General features: G+C 66.6%; 18 protein-coding genes and 1 pseudogene. 11 read left to right on the top strand and 8 right to left on the bottom strand.

The annotated features are described in order from the left end of the window. The 7 genes from A5704_RS02100 to A5704_RS02070 all read left to right on the top strand — a co-directional run. A partial coding sequence (locus A5704_RS02100) for a glycosyltransferase (RefSeq protein ID WP_369828417.1) occupies positions 1-358 on the top strand: 358 nt, incomplete at its 5' end. Between the two features lie 481 nt (positions 359-839). Further along, entirely contained in the window at positions 840-2063 is a 1224-nt protein-coding gene (locus A5704_RS02095) for a class I SAM-dependent methyltransferase (RefSeq protein ID WP_082954748.1), read from the top strand. A gap of 153 nt (positions 2064-2216) precedes the next feature. Next, positions 2217-3290: an NAD(P)-dependent oxidoreductase gene (locus tag A5704_RS02090; protein WP_067887151.1), complete on the top strand. Its 1074-nt coding sequence runs from the start codon at positions 2217-2219 to the stop codon at positions 3288-3290. Positions 3291-3551: 261 nt separating this feature from the next. Next, positions 3552-4385: a TylF/MycF/NovP-related O-methyltransferase gene (locus A5704_RS02085; RefSeq protein ID WP_067887148.1), complete on the top strand. Its 834-nt coding sequence runs from the start codon at positions 3552-3554 to the stop codon at positions 4383-4385. 140 nt (positions 4386-4525) lie between these two features. Continuing rightward, positions 4526-5794, top strand: coding sequence for a glycosyltransferase (locus A5704_RS02080; protein WP_067887145.1), 1269 nt, complete (start codon positions 4526-4528; stop codon positions 5792-5794). A gap of 222 nt (positions 5795-6016) precedes the next feature. Further along, positions 6017-6922 carry a class I SAM-dependent methyltransferase gene (locus A5704_RS02075; RefSeq protein ID WP_067887142.1) on the top strand — a complete coding sequence of 302 codons (906 nt, stop codon included), beginning with the start codon at positions 6017-6019 and terminating at the stop codon, positions 6920-6922. Between the two features lie 203 nt (positions 6923-7125). Further along, complete coding sequence (locus A5704_RS02070; RefSeq protein ID WP_067887139.1) at positions 7126-8766, top strand: GMC oxidoreductase; 1641 nt, start codon at positions 7126-7128, stop codon at positions 8764-8766. Between the two features lie 49 nt (positions 8767-8815). On the opposite strand, the gene A5704_RS02065 is transcribed toward A5704_RS02070, so the two are convergent. Further along, positions 8816-9823, bottom strand: a complete 1008-nt coding sequence (locus tag A5704_RS02065) for a Gfo/Idh/MocA family protein (protein WP_369807419.1) — start codon at positions 9821-9823, stop codon at positions 8816-8818. 231 nt (positions 9824-10054) lie between these two features. Here A5704_RS02065 and A5704_RS02060 point away from each other — a divergent pair, with 231 nt between their 5' ends. Further along, positions 10055-11164 (top strand): acyltransferase, encoded by a 1110-nt coding sequence (locus A5704_RS02060; RefSeq protein WP_067753969.1) that lies wholly within the window; start codon positions 10055-10057, stop codon positions 11162-11164. A gap of 51 nt (positions 11165-11215) precedes the next feature. Here A5704_RS02060 and A5704_RS02055 read toward each other — a convergent pair whose 3' ends face one another. The 5 genes and pseudogenes from A5704_RS02055 to mutA all read right to left on the bottom strand — a co-directional run bounded on the left by A5704_RS02055 (position 11216) and on the right by mutA (position 20019). After that, positions 11216-12490 (bottom strand): glycosyltransferase, encoded by a 1275-nt coding sequence (locus A5704_RS02055; protein WP_082954747.1) that lies wholly within the window; start codon positions 12488-12490, stop codon positions 11216-11218. A 1053-nt stretch (positions 12491-13543) separates the two neighbouring features. Further along, positions 13544-14830 carry a serine hydrolase domain-containing protein gene (locus A5704_RS02050; RefSeq protein ID WP_067753973.1) on the bottom strand — a complete coding sequence of 429 codons (1287 nt, stop codon included), beginning with the start codon at positions 14828-14830 and terminating at the stop codon, positions 13544-13546. Positions 14831-14882: 52 nt separating this feature from the next. Further along, positions 14883-15883, bottom strand: a pseudogene (gene meaB / locus A5704_RS02045) (methylmalonyl Co-A mutase-associated GTPase MeaB). Beyond that, positions 15884-18136, bottom strand: a complete 2253-nt coding sequence (gene scpA / locus A5704_RS02040; RefSeq protein ID WP_067887136.1) for a methylmalonyl-CoA mutase — start codon at positions 18134-18136, stop codon at positions 15884-15886. 5 nt (positions 18137-18141) lie between these two features. After that, entirely contained in the window at positions 18142-20019 is a 1878-nt protein-coding gene (gene mutA / locus A5704_RS02035) for a methylmalonyl-CoA mutase small subunit (protein ID WP_067887133.1), read from the bottom strand. Between the two features lie 168 nt (positions 20020-20187). On the opposite strand from mutA, the gene A5704_RS02030 reads away from it, so the two are divergent. The 3 genes from A5704_RS02030 (at position 20188) to A5704_RS28685 (ending at position 22256) form a co-directional block, all read left to right on the top strand. Further along, positions 20188-20955, top strand: a complete 768-nt coding sequence (locus A5704_RS02030) for a TVP38/TMEM64 family protein (RefSeq protein WP_067753984.1) — start codon at positions 20188-20190, stop codon at positions 20953-20955. Positions 20956-21091: 136 nt separating this feature from the next. Beyond that, entirely contained in the window at positions 21092-21883 is a 792-nt protein-coding gene (locus A5704_RS02025; protein WP_082954749.1) for an endopeptidase, read from the top strand. Positions 21884-22016: 133 nt separating this feature from the next. Continuing rightward, the gene (locus tag A5704_RS28685; protein WP_156670083.1) at positions 22017-22256 is read left to right on the top strand and encodes a hypothetical protein; all 240 of its coding nucleotides are present in this window, start codon (positions 22017-22019) and stop codon (positions 22254-22256) included. Positions 22257-22308: 52 nt separating this feature from the next. On the opposite strand, the gene A5704_RS02020 is transcribed toward A5704_RS28685, so the two are convergent. Continuing rightward, a complete protein-coding gene (locus A5704_RS02020) occupies positions 22309-23829 on the bottom strand; it encodes a cell wall metabolism sensor histidine kinase WalK (protein ID WP_067887130.1) in 1521 nt (506 codons plus the stop codon). Further along, positions 23826-24539, bottom strand: coding sequence for a response regulator transcription factor (locus A5704_RS02015; RefSeq protein WP_067887159.1), 714 nt, complete (start codon positions 24537-24539; stop codon positions 23826-23828). Before A5704_RS02015 ends, A5704_RS02020 begins: the two co-directional genes overlap by 4 nt. Positions 24540-24560: the final 21 nt, after the last annotated feature.

Below are 24560 nucleotides of genomic sequence, written 5' to 3'. Positions count from 1 at the left end.
CGTGGTCAACTACGCTTCGGTCTTCCCTGCCTGTCGCGCCGTTGTGCACCACGGTGGCTCGGGAACCACAGCGGCAAGCATGCGCGCCGGCGTCCCGACGTTGATCTTGTGGAGCTCGGCCGACCAGCCGTACTGGGGGAACCAAGTGAAACAACTCAAAGTGGGTACCGCCCGCCAGTTTTCACAAACCACCCCGGAGTCGCTGGTCACGGATTTGCGCCAGATCCTGGCCCCCGAGTACACGATTCGGGCCCGCGAGCTTGCCGCCCGGATGACAGAACCCGCCACCAGCGTCGCCAAAGCCGCCGACCTGCTGGAAGCTGCCGCTCGGCGGGAGGTGAAGGGACCCGGCGCCTAACTGGGCCTCGAACGGTGACGCGGGCACTTTTAGGGGGTTGCGGTTTGACCGCACGCCTCCGCGCGGGCCCCTCGGCGTTCTGATGTATTCATTGGCGGCCACAACTGATTGCGTATTTCGGCCGCTGACCGCAATTTGCATCCATAACGCTTCGCCGTCGGGCCGTTCTAATGGAAGCCACCGGCAACCGCGGAACATTATCAAATTGCAGCCTTTTCGGCGTACGCATTTCCGGTCGGGACGGCCGGCGCCGCAAGGTTGCCGCTGGTCATGGCGTCGCCCATCTGCGGTAGCGCCAAACGACCAGCCGTGCTTCGCCGGACCTGCGCAGACGCATCGGATCGGCTTGCCGGCCGGTGAAAGCCACCTACGCCGGCAATCTGGGCGAATTAATGTTCGAGAAACTCAGGAGCCTACTGAGAGCGCCCGTTCCGGTCTATGCTCATCACACGGTGGTCCCGATGTGAGATAGGGGGCAGTATTGTCCGAGCGCAGTTGCCGGGTGTGCGGCGGTGATCTTCGGCAGGTCCTTGACCTCGGACGTCAGCCGGTCTCAAATGCCTTCGTCAAGGCCGAAGAGAGCGCCAAAGTGCCGTTCTTCCAACTCGCGGTCGGACTGTGCACGTCTTGCACAATGGTGCAACAGCTCGACGAGGTACCACCGAACGAAATGTATCGCGCCGACTACCCCTACCGCGCGTCCGGATCCGCGCTCATCCGCAGACACGGCGAGGAAGTGGCCCGGCACATCATGCGAGCCTGTCCCGGTCATGGGGACAGGTTTGTCGTCGAGATCGGCAGCAACGACGGGGTGATGCTGAAGACCCTGAGCGAAGCCGGAATACGGCACTTGGGAGTGGACCCGGCCGCCGGGGCCGGCGAGGTGGCCCGGGCACAAGGCATCAACGTGCGCACCGATTTCTTCAACGCGCCAACGGCCGGCGAGATTCGCGAAGAGCACGGACCCGCCCACCTGATCTATTCGGCGAACACGATCAGCCACATCTCCTACCTGGACTCGATCTTCCAGGGCGCCGACACGCTGCTTTCCCCGGACGGCCTATTCGTGTTCGAGGATCGGTATCTCGGCGACATACTGAGGCAGGTCTACTTCGACCAGATCTACGACGAGCACATCTACCTCTTCTCGGTCCGCTCGGTTCAGGCGACCGCCGCCCGGTTCGGCTTTGAACTCGTCGACGTCGAACACCTCCCGCTGCACGGTGGTTCGATCCGTTACACCGTCGCCCGGCCGGGCACGTCGGAGCCGACCGCCACCGTCGCGGAGTTCCTGGCACGGGAAAAAGCCGAAGGGATCGCCGAGGAAGAGACGTTCGTTCGGTTCGCCGCCAACATCGATCGCATCCGCGCGGACCTCGTCAAACTGCTGCGCGACTTGCGTTCCGACGGCCGGCGTGTCGTCGGATACGGGGCCACCTCACGCAGCGCGACGGTGATGAACTACTGCCACATCGGCCCGGATCTCCTTCCTATGGTGTGTGATTCGACCCCCGAGAAGCAGGGGCGTCTCACGCCGGGCTCCCAAATTCCGGTGTGCCCGCCGGAGGTCTTCTCCCACCCCTATCCCGACTACGCGCTGCTGTTTGCGTGGAACCACGCCGACGAGATCATGGCCAAAGAACGGGCCTTCCAAGAGCATGGTGGACGGTGGATCCTCTACGCGCCGGACGTTCACCTCGTCTGACGGGTCCCGGCAACCAGGTTGTCGAGCTTTCTCCTTCAACTCGGCCGACGGTAGATCGTTCACCGATATGATCAACCGCGGGCCGCACCCGCAAACGCGTCTCGGTTAGTTTTTCTGCGCTCGAACGGGAGGGATCGGCTCTTGTCAACATCCGTGCTCATTACCGGTGGAGCAGGATTCATCGGGTGCAGGCTGTCACGCCGACTCATCGAAGCCGGGCACGACGTCGCTGTCATGGATGTGCTGCTGCCTCAGGTTCACGGTCAACGTCCCACGATTGACCTGCCGCCATCAGTGCGGTTCTTCACCGGTGACGTCACCCACGCCCCGGACTGGGATGCCGTGCTTCGCCTGTTTCGCCCCACCCAGGTGGTTCATCTGGCGGCCGAGACGGGAACGGCGCAGTCGCTGTCGGAGGCGACGCGGCACGGCGCCGTGAACGTGGTGGGCACTACCCAGCTTCTTGACGCCCTGACGCGCGCGGGCATCGTTCCCGAGCAGCTGGTGGTGGCGTCGTCCAGGGCCGTCTACGGTGAGGGCGCTTGGCGCGCCGGAACACAGGTCTTCTATCCCGGACCTCGCAGCCACGCGCAGCTGGCCGCGGGTAACTGGGATCCGCAAGGGCCCAACGGCGAACGCGCCGTGCCCCTCCCGAGCTGCGCGGGGAGCACGGAGCCCCGCCCCACCAACATCTACGGCGCGACCAAGCTCGCCCAGGAACACTTGCTGGCCGCCTGGACGGCCGCTCACGACACCAACCTCAGTGTGCTGCGTTTGCAGAACGCCTACGGCCCGGGTCAGTCGCTCACCAATCCCTACACCGGAGTGGTTCCGTTCTTCGCGCGCCTGTCGCGCGAACAGCAACCGTCCGAGGTCTACGAGGATGGGCGGATCCTCCGCGATCTCGTCTACATCGACGACGTCATTGATGCGGTGTTCGCGACGGTGCAGCAACCTGCCGAGGAGTCACGCTGCCTCGACATCGGGTCGGGCGTGGCGACCAGCATTCATGAGCTTGCCCGCAAGATCGCCGCCGTCTTCGACGCTCCCGAACCGATCGTCGTACCGAAGTTTCGCGACGGTGACATCCGCGCAGCCAGCTGCGATATCGCGCCGGCGAAAAAGGACCTCGACTGGGAACCCAAGTGGGCGCTCGACGACGGTCTGCATGCGCTACTGCAATGGATTGGTGAGCAGAGCGATATACCTCCCGCGCAAAGCGATTAGCGAGCGCATCGGGTCGTCCCCCCCGGAACACGCTGGGCGCCAATAAGACCGCGCCCCACCGCGAGCAACCGGGCCCTGGACGCGGACGCCCACCGGCGCGCGCGATCTGCCTCCGTATCAGCACCGGTCCGCAGGTGTGGATAATCTAGCCCTGGCAACCTGATTCTAGAAAAATCCAAACGCGCAATGAGGCGCGGATTGGGCGTCTAGGCTCACCACCGGCAGTACTCGCAACCGAGACACAGGGGGACGGTTTTGACCGTGACCGAAAGCGACGTCCGATCTCTCTATCTGGACCAGATCCGGCGCGATTTGACCAGGTACGGCATGGACCAGCTCGTGCCCGTGGGGTGGCCGCTGCAAATGCGCGCCAGCGTCGGGTGGCTGACGTGGCTTCCCCTACTCAAGAACCGCAACCTGATGCTGGTCCGCAAACGCCCGTTCGACAAGCACGCGCGCGACTTCGGCATGGACTGGCCGGCCGACGCGGAAACGATGATCGGGATGCAGAGACTCACGAGCCTGCAGCACTGCGTCGAGACGGTGCTGAACGAGGACATTCCGGGTGATCTGGTCGAGTGTGGCGTGTGGCGCGGTGGGGCCTCTATCTTGATGCGCGCGGTCCTGGCCGCATACGGCGACAAGACCCGAAACGTGTGGCTCGCGGATTCGTTCGAGGGCGTCCCTCCCCCGGACACCGCGAACTACAAAGAGGACAAGCTGCCCCGGTTTACGCTCGGCCTGCACCACGCTGCGCCGGTCCTGGCGGTGTCGCAAGAAGAGGTCAAAGCGAACTTCGAGCGCTACGGGCTGCTGGACGATCAGGTCCGCTTCCTTCCGGGCTGGTTCAAGGACACGCTGCACAAGGCCCCGATTGATCAGATCTCGGTGTTGAGGCTCGATGGTGACCTCTACGAGTCGACAATCCAGGCGCTCGACGGGCTGTACTCGAAGTTGTCACCGGGGGGCTATTGCATCATCGACGACTACAACCTCGAGGGATGCCGCAAGGCTGTCGCCGACTATCGTGCCAAGCACAACATCTCCGCGGAGATCGTCACGATTGACCAATGCGGGGTCCTGTGGCGAAAGTAGTGACAACCTGCACGACGTTTCTCAACGGCGGCGACCCGGCTGTCCTCGGCGCCGGTATTCCGACGCGGTCGGTGTGACGTCGAGGCGAGGTCCTTTCACTCGATCACCACGCCATTACGCCCGACTCGAAGGCTAGAACCGTGAAGTTTGTGCTGGCAAGTTATGGAACGAGAGGCGATGTCGAGCCCTCCCTGGTAGTCGGCCGTGAACTGATGCGCCGTGGGCACGAGGTGCACATGGCGGTCCCGCCTGATCTGGTCGGCTTCACCGAGGCGGCGGGCCTCCCCACGGCCGCCTTCGGCTTGAACACGCAGACGTGGCTCGACGTGTACCGCAACTTCTGGACATCCTTCTTCGGGGGTTTCTGGAAGATGCGGGAGATGAGGGAGCTGTGGCGCGAGATGTGGGACCTCAGTGACCAGTGCTGGACGCAGATGAGCAAGACGTTGACATCGCTCGCCGAGGGGGCGGACCTGCTGCTCACGGGCCAGAGTTACCAGGAGGCCGTCGTCAACGTCGCCGAGCATTTGAACGTCCCGTTGGCCACGTTGCACCACGTTCCGGTGCGGGCCAACGGCCAGCTCGTTCCGCTGTTACCTCCTCCCCTCGCGCGCGCGTCAATGACGGCGTTCGACTGGTTCGGTTGGCGCCTCAACAAAAAGGTAGAGGACGCGCAGCGCCGTGAACTAGGGCTGCCGAAGATCAGGGGCGCGTCGGCGCGGCGCATCGCCGAAAGCGGATCACTCGAGATACAGGCCTACGACGAGGTTTGCTTCCCCGGGCTAGCGGCCGAATGGCGGAAGTGGGACGGTCAGCGGCCCTTCGTCGGTGCACTGACGATGGCGATGTCCACCGAGGCCGACACCGACGTCGCGTCGTGGATCGCCGCGGGAACCCCGCCGATTTGCTTCGGCTTCGGCAGTATGCCGGTGGAATCGCCGGCCGACGCGATCGACATGATCAGCGCCGCCTGCGCCGAGCTGGGCGAGCGCGCGCTGATCTGCGCCGGTTGGAGCGACTTCAGTGACGTTTCCCACGGCGACCACGTCAAGGTGGTGGGCGGCGTGAATTATGCGGCCGTCTTTCCCGCCTGCCGGGCAGTCGTCCACCACGGCGGTTCGGGCACCACAGCCGCTAGCATGCGCGCCGGGGTCCCCACCCTGATCCTCTCGATGGATGTGAATCAGACACTGTGGGGCGCCCGGGTCAAGCGATTGAAGGTGGGTACCACCCGCCGCTTCTCGAAGACCACCCGCCAATCCTTGGTCAAGGACCTGCGCCGAATCCTCGACCCGAAATATGCGGCCCGCGCCCGCGAGCTGGCCACCCGGATGACGACACCCGCTGAAAGCGTCGAGAAGGCCGCCGATTTGGTGGAGAGCTTCGCCCGGTCAAGGCAATCAGCTTGACGGCGGTGCGCGTGACCACCGTTTTGCCAGGTGCCCGAGATGGCGCCTGGCCCCGGCGGGGTCTGGTGGGCCGAGCCAAACCGCCCCGCCCCGTGAGCGGCGGCTGTTAGTATCCAACAACCGTGCTCTACGAGCTCGCCGAACCTTCCGGGGGGTTAGCTGCTCGTCTTGAGCCCTGAGACAAGACTGCATCGGCCTTCCAGCAACAAGACCAAGGGAAACATGACCAGCCAAACGACCGAACCGAAGTTTCGTTGGACCGCCCGAACCCTCACATTTCTATTTTTCTGGTGGATCGGGGGAACGCGTCCGGGTGTGGTCTGGCACTATCTCACGGACATCATTCACTACCGCCTGGTAAAGCTGGGCGTTCTATCCGGCACGGCCAAACACCTGGCCGAGGTTCGCGCGGCATTCGAAGAGCAGGCGGCGAAGGGTCAATTCCAAGAGCGGTGGTTCGACATGAACATCGTGCCTTGGTCCGTCACCTTTCCGAAAGTCTTCAAGCGCGCTGACCCGATACGCATTCTCGAAATCGGATCTTGGGAGGGGCGTTCGACGCTCTTTTTCCTGACGTACTTCACACAAGGGCACATGACCGCTGTTGACCACTGGGCGGGCAGCGACGAATGGCACTACCACGCCACGTCGGACTTGCGAGACCTCGAGGCGCGCTTCGATCACAACGTGTCCTCGGCCCCGGGTCGGGTAACAAAGCGGAAGGGCTCATCGCTGTCCGTCTTGCCCCAGCTCATCGATGAAAAGCAGGAGTTCGATCTGATTTATGTCGATGGGTCGCACTTCGCCGATGACGCAATAGTGGATTCACTCAACTCGTGGCGCCTGTTGAAGCAAGGCGGAATGATGATTTTCGACGATGTCATGTGGCCGGCCTACCCGCGGCCACGGGCAAACACCGCGTGGGCGATCCACCAGTTCCTGAAATACCACGCGGGGGAATACAAAGTTCTGCACGCCCAGTATCAGATCATTCTGCAGAAGAAGGCGGCGTTCGATGACGGTCTCGCGGACTGGGTCAACCACCCCGCCGAAGCTGTTGCGGTCACCCAATCGACCCCCAATTCCAACCACCAGCCGGAACAAGCGCATCAACACTCGCTCGGCTAGGTAAGGGGCGCTCGCGCGCCGAATAACACCGGACGTGCCTGCGTTCGATTGACAACGGGTCACCGATGGGTCGGCGCACGTTCTCACCCTCGCGCCTTGTGACCTAAACGAACAAACGGCCCTCAGTCCAAGCCGGGGATGATACTGTCGGGGTCGCCCACACGGGGGCAAAATTTGGGCAATTACGCACTGAGGACTCGATTTTGGCCGACGGTGAGTTAGACGCGCGCGAGGCGGAACGCGTCGAGTGGGACGCGATCATCGTTGGGACCGGCATGGGCGGCGGCACCCTGGGCTACTCGCTCGCCCGCGCGGGCCGAAAGGTGCTATTCGTCGAGAAGGGCCGTTCAACCCTTCCGGGGGCGCCCGAGACGGTCCGCTCATCAATGCCCGAAGTGTCCCATCCGCAGGCTTGCCGCTCCACCGACACCTACTTCGACGTATTGACCAGGTCCGGACGCTCGACCGACGAGATCGAAGACATCAGTGGGCGCTCTCCCCAACGATTCGTGCCCTTTTTGGGCGCCGGCACGGGTGGCTCGTCGGCCCTCTACGGCATGGTGTGCGAGCGGTTTTTCGCTCAGGATTTCACCCCTCGGCAGCACTTCCGAAACCCCGGCGATTCGACCGTGCCGGAGGCCTGGCCGATCGCCTACGACGAGATGCGCCCGTGGTACTCGGCGGCCGAAAGGCTGTTCGGGGTTCGGGGCCAGCCGGATCCGCTGCGACCGGGTGCCGCCGACCCTGATCTGCCTGCGGCGCCGCCCTTTTCGGCCGACAACCAGCCGCTTGTCGAGTACCTGACGAGCCGTGGCTTGCACCCCTACCACCTACCGATGGCCTGTGACTACACCTCGGGTTGCACGACGTGCCAAAGCTATCTGTGCCACCAGTCGTGCAAGAACGACAGCGCACGCAACTGCGTCTTACCGGCGGTCGCCGAGCACGGTGCGAAGCTGCTGCCGGAATGCCGGGTCCTTCGTCTCGACGCGGACCGAAAGCAGGTCCGTCGAGTGATCTGCGAGCATCGCTCCGGCACGGTGTCCCTGAAGGCCAAACTGGTGGTGCTTGCGGCCGGCGCGCTGGTCACGCCGGTGCTGTTGCTCAATTCCCGTTCAGCCGATTGGCCGCGCGGACTGGCCAACGGCTCGGATTGGGTGGGCCGCAACCTGATGCGTCACCTTGTCGACTTGGTGGAGATCTGGCCGCAGCGCGGTTCCAGGACCACAGCCGCAAACAAGGAGATCGGGTTGAACGACTTCTACTTCTGGGAAGGGCAGAAGTACGGCACCGTGCAATCTTTCGGCCCCATGGCACCCATGGAGATTTTGACCAATGCTCCCGGATGGCGGCCGGCGGCACTTCGGCTCATGAAACCGGCGGTGCGCCAAGTCTATGAGCGGTTTTTCAACGGCGGGCTGGTCCTCGCGACGATCATGGAGGACCTCCCGTATCTGGACAACCGTGTCCTACCCGACGATCGGCCGACCGCCGACGGCCGTCAGCGGCTGAAACTTCAGTACCGCCTTCACGAGAGCGAGATCGAGCGCCGCGCAATCTTTTTGGAGCAGTTGAAAGGGGTGCTGGAACCCTTCCGCAAGATCACGTTGCGAGGTGCCGAGGACAACAAAGCCGTAGCGCACGTCTGCGGGACATGCCGCTTCGGCACCGATCCCAAGACCAGCGTGCTGGACCCGTACAACAGGGCGCACGAAGTCGAAAACCTATACGTGGTCGACAGCTCATTCTTTCCCACCAGCGGCGGTTTGAATCCCAGCTTGACCATCGCGGCAAACGCCTTGCGGGTGGGCGAACACCTGAATCAGGCGCACTTCGCCAGCTGAGCTTTTCAATCCGTGTTTCCTGCCGTCCCGGCCAGGTGGACCGGTCAGCTCAGGCGGGCTCGCGGAGCGGGAGGCCGGCGGCGCGGTAGATGGCGTCGATGACGCTCATGTTCTCGACGGCGCCTTCCGGTGTCGTCTTGATGGGCTCCCCGCGCAGCGCCGCCGCGGCGAACGCGTCGAGTTGATACGCATAGGAGGGGCGGCGCGAGAAGCGCTCGACTCGTTTGCCGTCCGCTGATTTGACCGAGAGCCGATGGAAAGCTTGCGGCATCACGGGATTGAGAACGCGCACTTCCCCGCGATCGCCAACGACCTTGGCGCTCAACTGGAAAAGATCCCACGACCACATCGAGCAACGGACCCGCCCCTCGATTCCGTTTGGAAAGCGAAGCCGGGCGGTCATGGCACGGTCCACTTTGGAATCACGCAGCTTCGCCTGTGCCGAAACAACTTCGGGTGTCGAACCGCCGAACGTGCGGATTATGTCGACCGCATAGCATCCGGCGTCCATCGTTGCACCACCGGCAAGGGAGTAGTTGTAGCGGATATCGGAAAACTTCGGCAACGGAAAGCAGATGGCCGCCTCCACCCGCTTCAGCTGTCCCAGTTCCCCGGAGGCGATGATCTCTTCAACTCGCAGGGTCAAGGGATGGTAGCGATAGTGAAAGGCCTCCATCACGACTCGGTCTGATTGGGCGGCCTGTCCCGCGACTTCGCGCGCCTCAGCGGCATTGGCGCTGAATGGCTTTTCGCACAGCACATGCTTTCCCGCCGCGATTGCGGCTCGAGTCCACCTGCCGTGCAAACCATTTGGGAGAGGGTTGTAGATGGCGTCCACATCTGGGTCCGCGACGAGCGCCTCATAACTGTCGTGCACTCGAGGAATGCCGTGCTCGGCGGCGAAGGCTTGGGCACGAGATACCTCGCGAGCTGCCACCGCCGCGACCACCACCTCGGCGCTTTCCCGTGCCGGGTTGATAAGCGCGAGCGGAGCGATGCGGGCTGCACCGAGGACACCGATTCGCAGCCGTGCACCTTCTTCAGACACGACCCGGATGCTAGCACCCTGGTTCTTGCCCCGGAGCGTTAAATGGCGCTGGCCACCGCCTCGTTGCGGGCCGTCACCCCAGTCAGGCCTCTGCAGGCCAGTTCAGTGAGCACGGCCGCCGCCGCGTCGCTTGCCCGCCCCGACCGACTCGCCAAGAGCGCTCAAAGCAACAGTGATCAACACCGTCGCGATATACGATGGCGCCGACAACGCGCACCGGGGGACGATGGACGGAGTCACATGAAGCTGGGGGAAGTGTTCAGCCCGCGAAATAATGCGCTGAACGCGTTCCGGCTAGCCCTGGCAACCGAAGTGATGCTGTTCCACTCATGGCCGATCACGGGTCATATGCCTCCCGCCGCTGCCACCAAGCTTATGTTCGCGATAGGTGTCGACGGGTTTTTTGCGATCTCGGGATTTCTCATCTCCCGAAGCTGGCTGAACGACCCGCAACTTCGTGACTACCTGCTGGCTCGAGCTCTGCGAATCCTCCCCGGTTTCTACGTCTGCCTGATCGTCACCGCATACCTGTTCGCACCACTGAGCCTGGCGATCCAGGGCGGTGCGGCGGGGAAGCTGCTGGCCTCGCGCGATCCGATCGATTACGTCGTGCAAAACGCCGCATTGGCCTACCTGCACCCGAATGTCGGCCCGACACCGCACGGAACGCCGGGCGGAGCGAATTGGAACGCCTCGCTGTGGTCCCTCATCTGGGAAGTGATGTGCTACCTGGCGGTTGCAGTTATCGGCGTCGTCGGCCTCGCCAATCGCAGGTGGGTTTCCCCCGCGATGCTCGTACTCGCTGTGATCGGGGCGATGTTGCTACCACCCCTGACCTTTCCGGGAGTATGGACCATCCCGCAGCTCCTCTGCCGTTCCGCAATCATGTTCGCCTCCGGGGCGCTCCTGTACCAATGGCGCGACGTGATCCCCGCTCGCTGGTCGCTCGTCGCCGTCTGCGTCGCCATAGTCCTCGCGTCCAGCCAGCTGCCGGATTATCGAGTGGTGGCCGGCCTTCCGCTGGCGTACGCCGTCGTCGTCTCCGGGGCGCTGCTTAAGAACAAGCGATTGCAACTACGCACTGATCTGTCCTATGGCATGTACATCTATGCGTTCCCGATGCAGCAGCTGCTGGCGGTGTGCGGCCTCACGTGGTTGCATCCGGTCGTGTTTTTCGTTGTCGCGATGGCGGCCACCCTTCCGGTGGCGGCGCTGAGTTGGTTCCTGGTGGAAAAGCGCGCGCTATCGCTCAAATCCCGCTTCAAGCGGCCGAGCACCCCTGCCGCGACCGATCCACCCGCCCAGGTCGAGGTCAGGTCGGACGACGGGAGAGACGCGCCCGGCGGATGACCGCTTCCCGCGCGCGGGCCGTTGACCGGCGCCGGGCCATCCGGGCGATCTTCAGACTAAACGCCTTGCGCTGGCGAACTTTTCGAGCACATCAACAGCTTTCGCAACGCTTTCAGCCGGGTCTGTCATCCGGGCGGCGAGGTCACGGGCCCGCACTGCGTAGTCGGGTTCGAGGATCTGACGCAAGTCGGTGACCAAGGTTTCGGTGGTTGTGGTCGAAAAGCGCCGAGTGGTACCGACTTTCAGCCGCTTGAGCTGGGCACCCCAATGCGGTTGATCACCGGCCGTCCACAGGATCATCGACGGAACGCCGGCACGCAGAGCCGCAGCCGTGGTGCCCGAACCGCCGTGGTGGACGATCGCGCGGCACATCGGGAAGGTTGCTGCGTAATTCACCGCGCTGACGACCTTCACGTGCTCGAAATCCGGCACGTCACTGAAATCGGCCCACCCGGCACAAACCAATGCCCGCTCGCCTAGTTCCGCGCACGCAGCGCCGATCATCTTGACCGTGTCACCCGGGGACGCGGCGACCGGCATGCTGCCGAAACCAAAACAAATCGGCGGTGTTCCCGCCTTGATCCACGACGCCACCTCTTCGTCGGCATCTGTCGTCAACCCCATCGTCAGCGCCCCGACGAAGGGGCGTCGATCACCCCACCGTTGCCATTCCTCGGCCAGGCCCGGGAAGCACGCTTCGTCGTAGGCCTGAATTTCCAGCGCGGCGCGTTCGATTCGACGTGGTGAAGGAGACGTCGCCTTGGGTAGTCCCAGTTCACGGCGCTGCGCGTCCTCCGCGTTCTTGCTCATCCGCCAACACAACCAGTCGTAGACGGTCATCCCGGTACGCACCACGGGCGCGGGCGCAAAGGGGTACAGCTGGCCGTTGGGCCGTATCGGAAAGTAATGCAGCGTCGCAAACGGAATGTCGTAGGCCTCGGCGATGCTTGCGGCGAGTTCTTGGTAAACCAGTCCGCTGAACAGGACATCGGCGCCCGCGGCCAGCGATGCCAGCGTGCGGCTCATTTCTGCCCAGTGCGTGAGGCACGGCTGCCACAGCTCACGCAACAACCTGATCGGCTCTTTGATGGTCCAAAAGCTGCGGCGGAAGTCTGTCCAGAAGTCACGGAGGAAGTCATCAGTCAGGAAGTCATGCATATCCGGCCCGTAGGCCGCCGCCGGAAGCCCCGCCGCCTCGGCGAAGCCCGTGAGATTGCATGGGACGGCCATGAGAACGTCGTGTCCCCTGCGCTGCAGTTCTCGACCCATAGCCACGGTCGGCTCGACATCGCCCCGAGTTCCATAGCTTGCCAGCACAAATTTCACGACAGATCGTAGCCTTTCAGTTCTGTTGGGCTAGGTGATGTCTGGGGCATCGGTTATTGTCTCCGGTTCCTCGACTAGGCGGCAACTTCTGCGGCAATGACGCGATTCTCAAACGTCAAGGCAGTCGTCGAATCGGGTGCGGGGAGGACACTCCGTTGGTCTTCGTTTACGTGGCGCATGGGAAACCTGTCTGGCTCAACGAGATCACCGGACCACTCGTAATGCCTGAAGCACCGCGCTTACAACCGATCCAACACTCGAATTATTGATTTGTGGGATTCACCGGCGAGCCCGAATTCGACGATCAAGTCATGTGCAGTATCATCCCGCGGACCAAAGGTGAACCCCCCTCTGCCGCATGTCAGTACCACCGGGAGTGAGTCTAGACGGCTGTCGTTGCACTCACCCCCTTTTTGCATCACTCGAGCCAGATCGTTGCGACCGTTGGTCATACACGAACGTCGCCGGCTCTTCGGCCGGGGCCGACCGACCCCCCTTGGCGGCTACTACCCGGCGTGTCGGGGCCACCAAACGCTGAAGTGTGAAGTTTCTGTGATGCGCCTCACTTTCCGAAAACACGGGTAGCTTTCGCTGACGTATCGCTGCGGCGGCGTCCGGTGTTACAGCCCGAAGTTGTTGTGCCAGCGGAGCAACATGGCTCGGAACCGGTCCGGCCGGTACGCGCGCCTCGGCAAATCGACCGGTCGTCCGGCCGCACCGCAGTACCCTGGAAATGACGGTTACGAAAGTCCGGGCGATGGCGCCGACGCCATGGGCGTGAATGGCCCGGACACCGTCTTCCGCCGCCGCCGGCAAATACGACCGCATCGCCGTCGGTCATTACGCGCCACGGCGCCTGGGGTTCGTTATTACCCCAACGACACCCGGACTTCGCACATCGGCCTGCTCGGAGAGGTTTCTTTTCACGCGACGCCGTCAGCGGGAAATTCAGAAGATTAGGCGACGGACCGATTTACGGCAAACGCGCCGTGAGAAATCGCTATGCCCTTTTCGTCTTGACTCGCTGACCAAATTGATCGCGTGCCTTTTTCCTCAGCCCGCGACGGCTCCCGGCTCGAAGAATGGCGCGCCGTATTCGGTCACCGGCGAGAACCCGCGCTTGCGCGCCTTCTCGGCGGCCTTGCGGATCAGCGCATAGATGCCGACGAACGCGGCGTGGTCGGTCGCCACGAACGGGGTCAGCAGCCGGTTGTGCACCAGCGAGAAGGCCACGCCGCTCGACGGGTCGGTCCAGCCGAGCGAACCGCCCAGCCCGACGTGGCCGAAGCCGGGCATCACGTTGCCGATGGGCAGGCTGTGGTAGCCCAAGTGGAAAGCCAGCGGCATGAACAGGTTTCGGTCCGGACGCAGGCTCCGCCGACCGGTCAGGCCGGCGACCAACTCGCGGGACAGGAACCGGATGCCGTCGACCTCGCCGCCGTTCGCGATGGCGCCGTACATCCGTGCCAGCCCGCGGGCCGTCGCCACCCCGTTGGCCGCGGGGATCTCCGCGTCCAGCAAGGGGGTATCGCCCTGGACCGCGGCGACCATGCCCGGGAAGTACATGGACCGGAAGCCGCCGGACAGCTCGTTGGCGACCTTGCGCGTCACAAAGCTGAGGACCGGGTTCCGCACCAGGTTCTGCGGCGCGATGATCTCGGCCACCCGCGTCGGCGCCCCGGCCGGCGGGCGACCCAGGTACAACCCGTCGGTACCCAGCGGCTCGGCGAGCTCCTCGCGGATCAGGGCTCGCATGCCCTTTCCGGTCACGCCCCGGGCGAGGCCGGACATCAGCCAGCCGAAGGTCAGCGCGTGGTACGCCGACTTGCCCAGCAGCCGCCCCGGCGACGCCGCGGCCAGCCGTTCCTCCATCACGACGTGGTCGAGCAAGTCTTCACTGCTGGCGCCCCGCAGTCCCGACAAGCCGGCGGCGTGCCGCATCACGTCGCGCACGGTGAGGTTGCCCTTGCCGTTGGCGCCGAACTCCGGCCAGTACTCGGCGACGGGGGCCTCGTAGTCGATCAGCCCGCGGTCGGCGAGGCGGTGGATGACGGTGGCGGCCATGCCTTTGGTCGCCGAGAACACCATCGGTGCGCTGTCGGCCGACCACGGCCGGTGGCCGCCGCGATCGGACCAGCCGGTCCACACGTCGACGACGGGTTGACCGTCGAGGTACACGGCCAGCGCGCCGCCGCCGAACCGGCGGGCGGGAAACATCGTGGAAAAGCTGCGAACGACGCATCCGAAGTGTGAGTCCGCCGCGCCGGACACACGGTGACCTGCGTCAAGGTCATCGTGGACAGGGACCGCGCGGCGATCGACTCGGTTTTCCACCGTCACAATGTCAAATTTACTTGGATTTCACACCTTCCCGGAGCGAAATCTAGATTGTTTACCTATCCGTTAGTCTGACGCTGCCGTCAATATTTGCTCGGCGGCCAGCGCGGGGGTCAGTTCTCCCGCCTTGACCTGGCGCTCGACATCGGCGCGCATCTTGCGCACCTTGGGGTTGGCCAGCACCCGGTCCAAGACGGTGTCGCGCACCATCTGCCATGTCCAGTCGACCTGCTGGGCGCGCCGGCGCGCCTCGAACTCGCCGGCCTCGGTGAGCACCTGCCGATGGCGTTCGATGGTGTCCCACAGCTCCGTCAGACCGGTCCCCTCCATCGCGCTCATGGTGAGAACCGGTGGCCGCCAAAGTGTTTCGCGCGGGTGTATCAGCCTGATGGCCGAGGACAGTTCCCGGGCGGCCACCCGCGCCTCGGCGAGGTGTTCGCCGTCGGCCTTGTTCACCACCACGATGTCGGCCAGCTCGAGCACGCCCTTCTTGATGCCCTGCAGCTGATCGCCGCCGCGCGCCAGGGTCAGCAGGACGAACGTGTCGACCATGTTGGCCACCGTCACCTCGGACTGACCGACGCCGACGGTCTCGATGATGATCACGTCGAAACCGGCGGCCTCCAACAACACCACCGTCTCGCGGGTGGCCTTTGCTACGCCGCCCAGCGTGCCGGACGTCGGCGACGGGCGGATGTACGCGTCCGGGTGCACGGCCAGGCGCGCCATCCGGGTCTTGTCGCCGAGGATCGATCCGCCGCTGCGCGTCGACGACGGGTCGACGGCCAATACCGCCACCCGGTGGCCGTGCTCGATCAGGTGCATGCCGAGGGCCTCGATGGTGGTCGACTTGCCTACCCCGGGTGTTCCGGTGATGCCGACGCGATGTGCGTTGCCCGCGTCGGGCGTCAGCTCCAGCAGCAGCCGCTGCGCCTTCTCGTGATGATCGGCGCGGGTGGACTCCAGCAGCGTGATGGCCCGTGGCAGCGCCGCCCTGTCGCCACGGCGAACGGCGTCGGCCAGGTCGTCGACGGAATCGCTCTTGCGGCCGGCCATCTAGTCGAGCGGGTAACCCAGACGCTCGGCCAGCTTGTGCAGCAGACCGATCGCGGCGTCGGCGATCACCGTCCCGGGCGGGAAGATGGCGGCGGCCCCGGCCTGGTACAGCTCGTCGAAGTCACCGGGCGGGATGACGCCACCGACCACGATCATGATGTCGGGCCGTCCCACCTCGGCGAGCGCGTCGCGCAGCGCCGGCACCAGCGTCAGGTGGCCGGCGGCCAGCGACGAGACACCGACGACGTGCACGTCGTTGTCGGCGGCCTGCCGGGCCACCTCCTCGGGCGTGGAGAACAGCGAGCCGACGTCGACGTCGAAGCCCAGGTCGGCAAAGGCCGTCGCGATCACCTTCTGACCGCGGTCGTGACCGTCCTGACCCATCTTCGCCACGAGAATTCTCGGCCGTCGGCCGTCGGCCTCGGCGAACTTCTCGACCAGTTCCGTGGCGGTTGCGATGTTGGGGGCCTTTCCGGCTTCGTCGCGGTAAACACCGGCGATCGTGCGGATCTCCGCCTGGTGCCGGCCGTATACCTTTTCCAGCGCGTCGGAGATCTCCCCGACCGTCGCCTTGGCCCGGGCGGCGTTGATCGCCAGCGCCAGCAGATTATTACCCAGCCCGTCCTCGCCGGCGCGGCCGTGTGCCGCGGCCGCCCGGGACAGGTCGGCCAGCGCGGCCTCGACGGCGGATTGGTCGCGGCTGGCCCGCAGCTCCTTGAGCTTGGCCAGCTGCTCGGCGCGCACGCGGCTGTTCTCGACCTTGAGGACCTCGACCTCCTGGTCCTCCTCGACCTGATATTTGTTGACGCCGATCACCGGCTGCATCCCGGAGTCGATGCGGGCCTGGGTGCGCGCGGCCGCCTCCTCGATGCGCAGCTTCGGGATGCCGTCGCTGATGGCCTGGGCCATGCCGCCGTGCTCGGCGACCTCGGCGATGTGGGCGCGGGCCTTCTGCGCGAGCTGATGGGTCAGCCACTCCACGTAATACGAACCGCCCCAGGGGTCGATGGGCCGCGTGGTGCCCGACTCCTGCTGCAGCAGCAGCTGGGTGTTGCGCGCGATCCGCGCCGAGAAGTCGGTGGGCAGCGCCAGCGCCTCGTCGAGGGCGTTGGTGTGCAGGGACTGGGTGTGGCCCTGGGTGGCGGCCATCGCCTCGATACAGGTGCGCGCCACGTTGTTGAAGGCGTCCTGCGCGGTCAGCGACCAGCCGGACGTCTGCGAATGCGTGCGCAGCGAAAGCGATTTCGCGTTCTTCGGGTTGAACTGGGCGACCAGCTCGCTCCACAGCAGCCGGCCGGCCCGCAGCTTGGCGACCTCCATGAAGAAGTTCATGCCGATGCCCCAGAAGAACGACAGGCGCGGCGCGAACTTGTCGATGTCCAGGTCGGCGTCCAGGCCCGCCTTGATGTAGTCGACGCCGTCGGCCAGGGTGTAGGCGAGTTCCAAATCGGCTGTGGCGCCGGCCTCTTGGATGTGGTAGCCGGAGATCGAGATGGAGTTGAACTTCGGCATCTTGGCACTGGTGTAGCCGAAGATGTCGGAGATGATGCGCATCGACGGCTTGGGCGGATAGATGTAGGTGTTGCGCACCATGAATTCTTTGAGGATGTCGTTCTGAATGGTGCCGGCCAGCTTCTCCGGCGGCACGCCCTGCTCCTCGGCCGCCACCACGTACAACGCCAGGATCGGCAACACCGCACCGTTCATCGTCATCGACACGGACACCGTCGACAGGTCGATGCCGTCGAACAGCTGGCGCATGTCGAGAATGGAATCGATTGCCACGCCGGCCATTCCGACGTCGCCCTGGACGCGGGGGTGGTCCGAGTCGTATCCGCGGTGGGTGGCCAGGTCGAAGGCCACCGACAGGCCCTTCTGGCCGGCGGCCAGGTTGCGGCGGTAGAACGCATTCGACTCCGCCGCGGTGGAGAACCCGGCGTACTGGCGGATGGTCCACGGCTGATTGACGTACATCGTGGGGTACGGGCCGCGCAGGAACGGCGGTTCGCCCGGGAAGCTGTTCAGCGGGTAGCCGCTCGCCACGGCGGCGGCCCGGTCGGCGCCGATGTACACCGGCTTGACGGCGATGTCTTCGGGCGTGTGCCATTCGAGCTGATCGGGCGTGTACCAGTGCGCGGCCGCCGTTGCGGCGACGTGCTCGCGCACGGCGGCCTCGGTGGGCGGGTGCTGCGGCCGGTCGCCGTCCAGCGGGATTTCGGCGAAGTTGCCGATCACAGGTGCGGTTGTGGTCATTGCGGCTACGCTCCCAGTCGAGTGAGCAGGTTCGAAAGGGCTTCGACCGCATTGATTTTCGCGGTCAGGAACTCGTCGGGCCGGTGCTCGGCGTCGCCCAGGGCCTTTTCGGGTCCGGCCAGGTAGACCCGCGCCACCCCGGCGGCCCGCGCCGCCTCGACGATCGCCGCGGCCCCCTCCCCGTAGCGCTTGTCGGTGCCGCAGATAACGGCCGCGCCGGGCGACCCGGCGTCGGCGACGGCCTTTGCGACGCCCGTGGCGTCGACGGTTCCGGGGTTGACGGCTTCGATGCCGCCCGACGCCAGCAGGTTGGCGGCGAAGGTGGCGCGGATGTTGTGCTCGGCCAGCGGACCCAGCGGCAGCAGCAGCACCCGCGGTCGCGCGCCGGTGCGGGCCAGGAACGCATCGGAGCGATCGCGTAGCGCCTCGAACGCGGCGGCATACCGCCGCAGGTTGCCGGCGGCCAGCGGCGAACCTGGCGAATCTTCTTGCGGCAGAGCCGGCTCCGTCAGATTCGGGAACTCGTTGACACCGGTGATCGCGGTGCGCCGATGCGCGATGTCGTCGGCGCGTCGCGCGGCCACTTCGGCGATCTGGCCGGCGACGTAGTCGCGCGCGTCGACGAAACCGCCGTGGGCCTCGATGGCCTGGAAGTGCTCCCAGGCCCGCTCGGCGAGCCGCGCGGTGAGGTCTTCGACGAACCAGGACCCGCCGGCGGGGTCCAGCACCCGGCCGACGTGCGACTCCTCCAGAAGCAGCAACTGGGTGTTTCGGGCGATCCGGCGCGCGAAGCTTCTCGCCGTGCCCGGGAAGCCGCCCGGGATCGCCACGTCGAACGGCAGCCGCAGCGCGGTGTCGGCGCCGCCGACGCCCGCACCGAACGCGGCCAGCGTGCAGCGCAGCATGTTCACCCACGGGTCGCGCTGGGTCATCATCGGCAGCGACGTCTCGGCGTGCACGGTGACGGCGCCGCCGTCCGGGTCGCCGACGACCTCGGCAACCCGCGCCCACAGGCGGCGCAACGCCCGCATCTTGGCGAGCGTGACGAATTGGTCGTCGTCGGCGGCCAGCCGGAAGCTGATCTGCCGCAACGCCTCGCCGACCGGCAGGCCCGATTCGGTGAGCCGCCGCAGATAGTCCACCCCGGCGGCCACGGTGCCGGCCAGCTCCCAGGTCGCGTTGGCGCCCAGGTTGTGGAAGGCCGGGCCGTCGACGGTGATCGCACGCACGCCGCGCTCTCGGGCCGCCCGCTTGGCGACCGTGACGACCTCGTCGAGCGCCGGCGTGGGACGGTCACTCAGCGCCGCGGTGAGCGGGTCGCCGCCCAGGTCGATCGACAGGAGTTCGCGCTGATCTCCCTCCACGCGGGCCGCCATCGCCAACATCGCGTCGGCGGCCGTCGAGTAGTCGGCGCCCGCATCGATGATGACCGGCACCATGCTCAGGTACACCCCGGCCAGGCTTTCCTCGAGCTGGTCGGTGGTCACGCCGGACTCCCCCACCCGCAGGACCAGCGCGCTCGCCCCGTTGCCCAGCGCGTCCAGCACCGCGGCGTTGACGTCCTTGGCCGCCACCCCGGCGACGCGGTCGGTCGGGAACGCCTCGGCCACCTTCCAGCCGGACTTGACGTCGCGCAGCGCGTCGGCGCCCCGCAGGTACGGCCACTCGCCCGGCAGCGGCGGTTCCGGCAGCTCGTCCAGCGCGGTGTACAGCGCCCGGATGGCGATGCCGTCATAGGTCGGGGTTTCCAGCAGCCGCTCGGGCTGGTCCCCGAGCTCCTCGGGGTCTTTCCGGGTGCTTTTCGATAGCACGCCGGCGACCGCGCTGCGCCAACGCCCGCGAACCTGTTCTAGTTCGGCGAGCTCGGGTACATCAATGGACACCGATTGCTCCCTTTTTCCCAGCAAATGGGGCCTGCGACTTACTAATGAGGCTAGTTGATCGGGCCTGTGGGCAGAAAACCGCGCGGCGCGACGAACGCGGCGGCGCGCCGATGAAACGCCAGCCTCGGGAAACGAGTTATTCACCTGGGCCCCGTAACCTTTACAGGCGTGACGGCTTCCGCCACCTGCAGAATCAACCGGACTCTGCGCGACCTCGCCGGCGCGCTGGGCGCAACCGCGCGTCTGCTGTCGCGGCCCCGGGCAATCGCCACAGTGGTCGGTATCACACTGCTGATCGTCGCCGCGTCATGGCTCCCGCTGCCCACGCCCGTGCAGATGCGCGACTGGGCACAGTCGGTCGGCCCCTGGTTTCCGCTGGCGTTCCTGGCCGCGCACATCGTGGCGACCGTGGTACCGGTCCCCCGCACGGCCTTCACCCTGGCCGCCGGCCTGCTGTTCGGCCCGCTGCTCGGTGTGGCGCTGGCCGTCGGGGCCAGCACCGCGAGCGCGGTGATCGCGATGCTGCTGGTGCGGGCGGCCGGGTGGCGGTTGAACCGCCTGGTGCGCCACCGGTCGATCGACACGGTCGACGAACGCCTGCGCCAACGGGGTTGGCTGGCCATCCTGTCGCTGCGGCTGATTCCCGCCGTGCCGTTCTCCGCGATCAACTACGCCGCCGGTGCGTCGACGGTGCGCCTGCTGCCGTACACGCTGGCGACGCTGGGCGGCCTGCTGCCCGGCACCGCCGCCGTGGTGATCCTCGGAGACGCCCTCGCCGGACACCCCAACTCGCTGCTGTACCTCGTCTCGCTGTGCACGGCGACGCTGGGTTTGACGGGCTTGATCATCGAGATCCGCCATTTCCGCCGGCACCATCGCCGGGCAGACAGTCCCGTCGACGACGAGCCCTCCCCCCAGCCGGCCACCGTTCGCTGACCAGATCTCGCTAATCGCCACGGCCGCTGGGCCGAAGCTGGCAAGCTGGGGCCTCAGAGACCTACCGGCATCGCGCGCTCAAGGGGGGGTGTTGGCCGGAACCCACGTGCAGTATCCGCTGCCACAACGCTCCAGGATGCATTCCGCGTTGCTGGCGATCGCGGCGTTGTTCTGCGCCATGGCCTTCGTCGCCGCGGTGTCCCAGCTGTCCAGGAACGACGGCGCCCGCTCCCTCGCCCCACCGCCCGCCCTGGCACCGATCGACCTGCCCGCATCGAGCGCTATCGGCCCCGGCGCGGGCATCTTCGTCGAGTACGCCGACGGGTCGGGCGGAATGGGTTGCACCGCGGGATTTTTGGTGCACACCGCCGCCGGCGAGACCGGGGTGCTGACGGCCGGTCACTGCAACCGCCCGGGCGGGCCCGGCAAGGTGACGATGAACCTGGGCGGCGTCCTCCCCTACGCGACGGTCGGCACGTTCAGCCAGACGGTCAACGAGGGTGTGCACAAGGAGCAGCACGACATCGGCCTGGTCCTGCTCAACGGCGAAAGCGTCCCGCAGAGCGCGGCCATCGGGGCCTCCCTGCCGGTCGCGGGCGTCGCCACCAACCTGCAGATCGGCCAGGAACTCTGCAAGTTCGGCATGGGTTCCGGCGAGGCCACCTGCGGCCCGATCACGGAAGTCACCAAGAGCAAGGTCGTGTTCTTGGCGCCCGGCCAATGCGGCGACTCCGGCGGGCCGGTCTACCTCAACGACGGCGACGGCACCGTGCGCGCCGTCGGCATCCTCATCCGCGGGGGTGTCCCCGACCCGCCGAAGCCGGGATGTTCGGCCCCGGCGAGGTTCTCGGTGGCCGAGCTCGTCCAGCCCTGGCTGGACAAGTGGCGGCTGACCACCGTGACCGCGGTGTCGTCCGCGGCCGGCTGAAAGTTCGCCCGCCGCAAGGATCTTCAGGCTGGCTTCAGGCTCGCTTCCTAACGTCGCGGACGTCGCGGTGCGCGGGACGCTATTGCGCACCCGACGGGGATCGATCGCCGACAGAAAGGGAGAGATGGGCCCAGTGAAGATCAAACAACTCATCGCCGGTTCGCTGCTGGCGGGCGCCCTCGGGGCGACCGCGGCCGGCTTCGGCGCCGCGGTGGCCAGCGCGGATCCGCCCCCGCCCCCGCCGCCGGGACAACCCTGGGGGCCGGGACCGGGTGGGCCCGGTGGGCCACCGCCGCCGCCCGGACCACCGGGCGGACCGCCGCCGCCGGGGGCTCCGGGTGGACCCTTCCGCCCGCCACCGCCGGGGTTCTAGTGCCGGGCGTGCGCTAGCGGCACCGAGCGGTGGCCGCCTCGACCCGGGGTGGTCACCGCTCGGCGCTCGGGTCGACGGCAGCGACGACCGGCAGGGTCAGGCGGAACTCGGCACCGCCGTCGCGCGGCACGCACACCAGCTCTCCGCCGTGGGCTCGGGCCAGCGCCCGGGCGATCGGCAGCCCGAGCCCTGCGCCGCCGTGATCTCGGGCGCGGCCGGCGTCCAGGCGCACCAGGCGCTCGAAGATCCGCTCGCGCTCCTCGTCGGGAATCCCTGGGCCGCTGTCGGTGACAGTCACCGCGGCGGCGCCGTCGTCGCGCCGGACATCGATCGTGATGGCGCCTCCGGCCGGTGTGTAGCGGCGTGCGTTGTCGAGCAGATTGGACAGGATCTGCGCGAGCCGGGTGGGGTCCGCGTTGACGGCGAGGTCGGCCACGCCGGTGCGGCTGATCGCGAGTTGCGGCGCGAGCATCGCGGCCCGGTCGGCTTCGGCGTCCGCGATCGCGGCCAGGTCGACCTCGCGGGTGTCCAACGGCAGGCCCGCGTCGATGCGGCTCAGATCGAGCATGTCCGAGACGAGCCGGCCGGCGCGGCGGGCGTCGGACAGCAACAGGCTGGCCCGGCGGTACTGACCCTGCGCCGCGTCGTCGCCCTGATCCGCGGCGGAGGCGTTGTTGACGAGCTGTTCGGCGGCGACCTGAATCCCGGCGATCGGGGTCCGCAACTCGTGGGCGGCGTCGACGAGGAAGCGCCGGGTCGCGGTCTCGGCCCGCTGGGCGGTGTCCGCGGCCCGCTGGGCCCGGTTTTCGGAAGCCTCCAACGCGTCCAGCATCCCGTCGAAAGCGGTTGCGGCGCGCCCCAATTCGGTGTCGGCCCGGTCCGGGCGCAGCCGTCGCCCGCGGTCGCCGGTCCTGATGTCGTTCGCCAGCGCCGTCAGCCGGTCCAACGGGCGCAACGCCACCCGGCTGACCGCCACCAACAACAGCGCCGCGGTCAGGAGCGTCACCACGCCGGCCCCGATCATCAGCAGGCGCAGCTGGTGCGTCACCTGGGTGGTTTGCGTCGTGTCGGCGACCAGGATCACCCGGGAGCCATCCGGCAGCGGGCGCACGACGGCCGTCGCGGTGGCATCCGGCGGGGGCGGCGGGGGCGGCGGCGGCGGCCAGGGTGCAATGCCGGGCGGCGGCAAGTTCGGGCCGGGCGCGAACGGCGGTGGCGGAGCGAACGGCGGCGGGGGCGGAAAGGGCGGCGGGACAACGGGACCCGCGACGGTATCGGGGCTGATGCCGCGGTCGCCGTACGTTGCGCCGTCGGCGGTGACCAGCAGTGCCCGTACGCCGCCGCCGTTGAGTTCGGCGGCCAGCAGGTCGGGTGACGTGTGTGCGACGTCCAGCGCCTCGGCCCGGGATGCCGCGGCGAGGAGCCGGTCGTGCAGGTTTCTGCGGGCGAGGACGCCCAGGCTGAGGTCGACGGTCACGCCGAGCACCACCAGCAGCAGGGCGAGCAACGCCACCACCACCAGCGTCACCCGGCGCTGCAGGGACGGGGTCCGAGTCGTGGACGCGGCCGTCATGATCGCCGCGGCTGCAACCGGTAGCCGATGCCGCGCACGGTGTGCAGGATCCGCGGCCCGTGGGCTTCGAGCTTGCGCCGCAATCCACTGATATGCACCTGCACCAGGTTCGGATCGTAGGCGTCGTACCCCCAGACCCCGTTCAGGATCTGGCCGGCGCTGACGATGCGGCCGCGCTGTTCCACCAGGAAGGCCAACAGCCGCAGTTCGGTTGCGGTCAGGTCGAGGCGGCTACCACCGCGCGCGGCCACGCCCGCGTCGGCGTCCAGCATCAGATCCCCGACCTGGACAACCTGCGGCAGCCGTCCGCGCCGGCGCAACACCGCCCCGACGCGCGACACCAGTTCGGCCAGCTCGAACGGTTTGATCACGTAATCGTCGGCCCCACCGTCCAACCCGCGCAGCCGATCCTGCAGGCCGTCCCGCGCCGTGATCAAGACGATCCCCACGTCGCCCCAGCCGCGGATGACGTCGATCAGGTCGAATCCATCGCGTCCCGGCAGCATGACGTCGAGCACCACCAGGTCCGGCCGCAGCCCGTCGAGCACCTCCTCCAAACCGTCACCGTCACAACGACCCGCGGTGTGATAGCCGATGTCGGTCAGCGCTTCGCTGACCATCTCCCGGATCGTCTCGGAGTCCTCGACCACCAGAATCCGCGGCGTGCCGACGCTGAAGTGGCCGGCGGCCGGGCGCGGGCAGTTCGTCATGACTCCATTGTGGGCGCCGGT

The sequence above is a fragment of the Mycobacterium sp. E735 genome (assembly GCF_001666955.1).
Lineage (GTDB): Bacteria > Actinomycetota > Actinomycetes > Mycobacteriales > Mycobacteriaceae > Mycobacterium.
The sequence above is the reverse complement of the archived record's forward strand: the minus strand, read 5'-3'. Positions and strand labels throughout refer to the sequence as shown.